This is a genomic window from Inquilinus sp. (assembly GCF_057815775.1).
This window is the reverse complement of sequence record NZ_JBYRFX010000251.1, coordinates 1-4,871: the sequence shown is the minus strand read 5'-3', so window position 1 is coordinate 4,871 and position 4,871 is coordinate 1. Positions and strand designations below refer to the sequence as shown.

Annotated in this window: 7 protein-coding genes; 4 read left to right on the top strand and 3 right to left on the bottom strand. The window is 61.2% G+C overall.

The features are described from left to right. Positions 1 to 49 precede the first annotated feature (49 nt). The gene (locus tag AC3XYG_RS09000; protein ID WP_489139479.1) at positions 50 to 241 is read right to left on the bottom strand and encodes a hypothetical protein; all 192 of its coding nucleotides are present in this window, start codon (positions 239 to 241) and stop codon (positions 50 to 52) included. 78 nt (positions 242 to 319) lie between these two features. Here AC3XYG_RS09000 and AC3XYG_RS08995 point away from each other — a divergent pair, with 78 nt between their 5' ends. The 4 genes from AC3XYG_RS08995 to AC3XYG_RS08980 all read left to right on the top strand — a co-directional run bounded on the left by AC3XYG_RS08995 (position 320) and on the right by AC3XYG_RS08980 (position 3,236). Beyond that, on the top strand, positions 320 to 457 hold the full coding sequence (locus tag AC3XYG_RS08995) for a hypothetical protein (protein ID WP_489139478.1): 138 nt from the start codon (positions 320 to 322) through the stop codon (positions 455 to 457). Between the two features lie 2 nt (positions 458 to 459). Continuing rightward, entirely contained in the window at positions 460 to 945 is a 486-nt protein-coding gene (locus AC3XYG_RS08990) for a GTP-binding protein (protein ID WP_489139481.1), read from the top strand. After that, positions 930 to 1,535, top strand: a complete 606-nt coding sequence (locus AC3XYG_RS08985) for a GTP-binding protein (RefSeq protein WP_489139480.1) — start codon at positions 930 to 932, stop codon at positions 1,533 to 1,535. The genes AC3XYG_RS08990 and AC3XYG_RS08985 overlap by 16 nt, the downstream gene beginning before the upstream one ends. Positions 1,536 to 2,384: 849 nt before the next feature. Beyond that, complete coding sequence (locus AC3XYG_RS08980) at positions 2,385 to 3,236, top strand: hypothetical protein (protein WP_489139477.1); 852 nt, start codon at positions 2,385 to 2,387, stop codon at positions 3,234 to 3,236. Positions 3,237 to 3,383: 147 nt separating this feature from the next. Here AC3XYG_RS08980 and AC3XYG_RS08975 read toward each other — a convergent pair whose 3' ends face one another. Together AC3XYG_RS08975 and AC3XYG_RS08970 are read right to left on the bottom strand one after the other, a co-directional pair. Beyond that, positions 3,384 to 3,713, bottom strand: coding sequence for a hypothetical protein (locus AC3XYG_RS08975; protein ID WP_489139476.1), 330 nt, complete (start codon positions 3,711 to 3,713; stop codon positions 3,384 to 3,386). Positions 3,714 to 4,018: 305 nt separating this feature from the next. After that, a partial coding sequence (locus AC3XYG_RS08970; protein WP_489139475.1) for a 1-acyl-sn-glycerol-3-phosphate acyltransferase occupies positions 4,019 to 4,871 on the bottom strand: 853 nt, incomplete at its 5' end.

Genomic DNA, 4,871 nt, shown 5'->3' with positions numbered 1-4,871 from the left:
AGGAAGCCGGACAGCACGGTGACGGGCAGGCGGGTGTCGGGCTGCATGGTCACGACGCGAGCTGCGGGTGGGCGGGTTCGGCCGTCGCGGTGTCGAGGCGCAGCTCGATCGACAGCGAACCCAGCAGGTCGGCGCAGCGGTCCATGCCGTGGACGGCGATCAACCGTGGCATGGCTTCGGTCAGCAGCGCGGCCGCCAGCGCGGCGGGGGAGAGCCCGACGGCCTCCAGGCCAGCGAGCACGGTCCGGATCTCTCCGGTGGCGCGGGTGAAGCCGGCCTGGAAGCCATCGGGCTATCCCCCGCCGCCCTCGCGGCGGCGTTGCTGACCGAGGCCATGCCGCGGCTGGTCGCCGTGCATGGCACGGACCGCTGCGCCGACCTGCTGGGCTCGCTGTCGATCGAGCTGCGCCTCGACACCACGGCGGCCGAACCCGCCCACCCGCAGCTGGCGTCGTGACCATGCAGCCCGACACCCGCCTGCCCGTCACCGTGCTGTCCGGCTTCCTCGGCGCCGGCAAGACCACGCTGTTGAATCACATCCTGAACAACCGCGAGGGCCGCCGGGTCGCGGTCATCGTCAACGACATGAGCGAGGTGAACATCGACGCGGATCTGGTCCGCGACGGCGGCGCCGACCTCAGCCGCACCGACGAGACCCTGGTCGAGATGACCAATGGCTGCATCTGCTGCACCCTGCGCGACGATCTGCTGCAGGAGGTCCGCCGCCTGGCGCAGCAGGGCCGCTTCGACCATCTCGTGATCGAATCGACCGGCATCTCCGAACCGCTGCCGGTGGCTGCGACCTTCGACTTCCGGGACGAGGCCGGCGCTTCGCTCGGCGATGTCGCCCGCATCGACACCATGGTCACGGTGGTCGACGCCGCCAACCTGCTGCGCGATTTCAGCTCGACCGACTTCCTGCGCGCCGCATCGTCGCCGGGCTGAACCCGGAGGCGGCGATCGTCGAGGCGAATTTCGGCACGGTCGGCCTGGACGCGATCCTGGACACCGGGCGGTTCGACTTCGACCGGGCCCGCGAACACCCGCTTTGGTACAAGGAGCTTTACCAGTTCGCCGACCACAAGCCGGAAACGCTGGAATACGGCGTCGAAAGCTTCGTCTACCGCGCCCGGCGGCCGTTCCACCCCGCCCGGCTGCACGCCCTGTTCGAGCGCACCTGGCCGGGCGTGATCCGCTCCAAGGGCCATTTCTGGCTGGCGACCCGGCCGCGCTGGGTCGGCGAGATGAGCCAGGCCGGCGCCTTCCTGCGGCATGAGGCGATCGGCTTCTGGTGGGCGGCGATACCGCGCGACCGCTGGCCGGACGATTCCGACATGCGGCAGATGATCGACAGCCGCTGGGACCCGGTGTTCGGCGACCGCCGGCAGGAGCTGGTGTTCATCGGCATCGACATGGACAAGGCGGCGATCACGCAGAGCCTCGACGACTGCCTGGTCGATGACGACACCGGCTTCGACCCCGACGCCTGGGCCGCCCTGCCCGACCCGTTCCCAAGCTGGCGCCGCGACAGCTAGAGGCCGTGGTGATCGCGCGTGGATAAAGGACGTAGGTTGGGTTCGCACGGCGAACCCAACATTCGCCCCGACGGCACGGTGTTGGGTTCGCCAGAGCGAACCCAACCAACGGGTTCCGGATCGCGACGCCGCTGGCTCAGGTCTGGAATAAGGGCCCTTACGTCCAGGAGAAGCGTGCGCGTGCGTTGATCATTCCTGCAGCATAGGCCGATCGAGTGGGCGGAGCCGGTTTAAAACCGACTCGTCCCGTCGACCGCTTTGCGAGCGATTGCAGACTTTCATCCGTCCCAGACCGATTGTCCGCATTCGACCATAAGCGGACGGTCGCCGGCCCTCGTGACCGCGCTAAAGCGGACATTTCTGACGAGGTCAGCTTCGGGTCGAAAGCTAACCCCCGTACTCAGGCTGCCTAACGTCCGCATAGGGTTTGCAGAGCGGTCGAGGCGAAGGGGCAGGTTTGAAGCCGGCTCCCCACTTCATGCGGCGAGTGGTTGCCTGACCTTCGGATACGGCTGCGCCCTCATCCACAGGTCGCGCCGTGCGCTGGAAAGGCTGTACGGCAAGGATGCCCGGCTGCTCCGTCTGGAACTGATCCTCAAATGCCGCCGGCGCCGCACAGCTACAGCAGGCTGCATTCAGCTCCAAACGATGCCAAGGGATTGATCGCGCGGGCCAGTTTTCGACTCAATTGGGCTCGGAAACATACCAAGGTATGCTATTTTGGCCCCGTGAAGGTTCGTTTTTCTGGGGCCGAACAAACCGTTCAGAAGCGTGTTCCAATCAAAATTGCCTAGCCCATTCACAACTTCAGTCCGAGAGATCGGTCATTAAGCAATTTTAGAGAAGGGATTGACTATGCCTTTTCCATCGGGAAACTTCAGAATCATCAATACCGGTACGGGGACTTGCCTTTGCGCCAGCCCTCGTATAGCAGAAACATCAAGAGACGTTTCCGAACTTCAATCTTACGTAACCTGCCTTTCGCCCAAAGGTACGCAAGGAGAAATTTGGACAAGTTCCGACGGATTTCTTAGATGCACGATAGCAAAAACTCTGCGGCGCCCGAATTACATATTGGGAGTAAGTGCTTTTGATTTCGGTGGAACCAATCCACCTACACCAGCTGAAATTGAGAAAAGATATCTTTCCATAAAAGGATTTATTCAGCCACCGAAATCACTTATACAGTCTGTTATAGAATTATCAGATAACATGCTTGGCAATCTCTATGGAACAGATACGAGAGAACAAGATGCAATAGAAGAAGGAGTTAATGATAAGGTATGCAAAATTGCTCATGAATACGGATATGACAAATTATATTACCCAGCAGTTCAGGAACTTATTCGGTTTGCATGGAGCAAAATTGATAAAAAGACACTTAAACCAGCAAAATACTCACCTGACGATAAGTCATTACCGCCGGGGTGGTCAAAAACCAATGAAGACTGGAAATCGGCAATGGAAAAAATCTCTGCCGTAATGTGGACTAGGTGCAAAACAACTGCATTTATTGATATTGAATCGACAAGCATGGGACAGTGGCAAACAGACGATGATGGCTATATTTATGAGAATCCTGATAAACCATCTTACTGGAGTGTCCATAAAGGCCCAAATAAACGGCAGGATAAAGTCTTGCTAAGCACCAAAGGGGATACTGATTATTATCTACAAACTTGGAAAGTTGAAAAAATCTAGAAAAATATCAACAAAGTAAGATTCTGATTTTTTCTTCTACTTAATTGACGGCATTCTGACGGAGGCGCGACGCATTGGCGCCGCGCCTCCAATTCTACTTTTCACCTGGTCAAGATCCATGAGGCGGCCGGCGGAGGCCTCAGCCTACTACGCCGAAGGCTGGGCCACCGCCTCAGCCAGCCTGGCCCGCGCGACAGCCTTGTCGCGTTCTGCCAATGCATCCGCGAGCTGCGCTCCCGGGTCGGTGATCCGCACCAGTGCTGCGGTGTTGAGCATCTCGCACACCTCGGCGACCGTCGTCGCCGTCTCGGATGTGATCGGCATCGGCGGGTTGATGGTGGTCGCCCCTGGCACGATCACGCCGTCGCGCAGGATCGAGGTCGCCGTCTGCTGGTGCTGGCCTAGCAGAGTGCGGGCGATTTGGTCCCCGCGGAAAAGCAGTTCATAGGGCCCGGCAACTTCTTCGAGCATCGGCATGGAGACCTCAGTTCGTGCGGTAGACGATGGTAAAGGGCATGATCCCGGCGGCGCTGAGCTGGCTCAGCTGTACGAACGCCCGGGCAGTGCCGTTGGGGCCGCGGAGTCGGGTCAAATCCAGCCGTGTCTGCTCTCGAGTGCCCTGCGCGGTGACTGCTCGTGACCCTTTGCGGACGGTTCGAAGGTCCCCCGCCAGTGGCACCTTTTCAACACCAAGCGGACTATGAAGAACTGCGGTCGCTTGTCTAAAAGCGGTCGCCCCGTCATCCAAAAGCGCGCGCCCGGCTAGACAAACAGCCCCTGGGCTATGCAGCCGTTCCACCCGGCCAATCGCGGTGCTCCACCAGGCCGCGGGACCGTGCGGGCCGCCGCTCGGGCGACAGTTCGAACACGCCGCGATGCAGCCGCTGCAGCAGCGCCTTGCGGTCGCGCAATGGCGCGAGTTCGTCCCAGTCGAGCAGGCGCCCGATCCGCGTCTCGATCGACTTGCCGGAGAGATGCGTGAATTCGCGGATCAGCAGCGAAAGCCGCAGCGTCAACGACAGCTTGCCGACCAGCTTGGCAAGGCGGTTGTCGCGCTCGGTCAGATTCATCGGCCGGCTGACCAGATGAAACAGGCGGCCGTTCTGGCCGGAGAAATGGATGGGAACGACGGCCGCCCTCGCCTCCTGGATCAGGCGGGCGGCGAAGATCTTCCACGGCAGGTCCCTGGCCCTGCCGAACACATTCGGTGCCGTGGCGACACCGCCGGCGGGAAACACAACGATGGTCACGCCCTGCTTCAGCAGGCGCAGCGCTTCATTGCGCATCGCCAGGTTGTTCCTGACGGCCTCTTTGGTTTCCGAGAAATCCACCGAGAGGGAATAGGCCGCGATCTCCGGCACCTTCAGCAGGTCGGAGGCGAGCATGACGCGGAAGGGGCGGCCCAGCTGTTCGGCCAGCGACAGGATGGCGATGCCGTCGCCGATGCCGAACGGATGGTTGGCTAGGATGACCCGCGGCCGATCGGGCAGATCCCGCGGCGGCCATGGATCGGGGGTCCGGACACGGACATCGATCAGGTCGAGCATGCGGGTAAACACGCGATCGCCGGTCGGCACGATGCTCGTGCGCCAATGATCGTAAAGCGCTGCAAACCTGTCGCGCCCGGACAGCCCC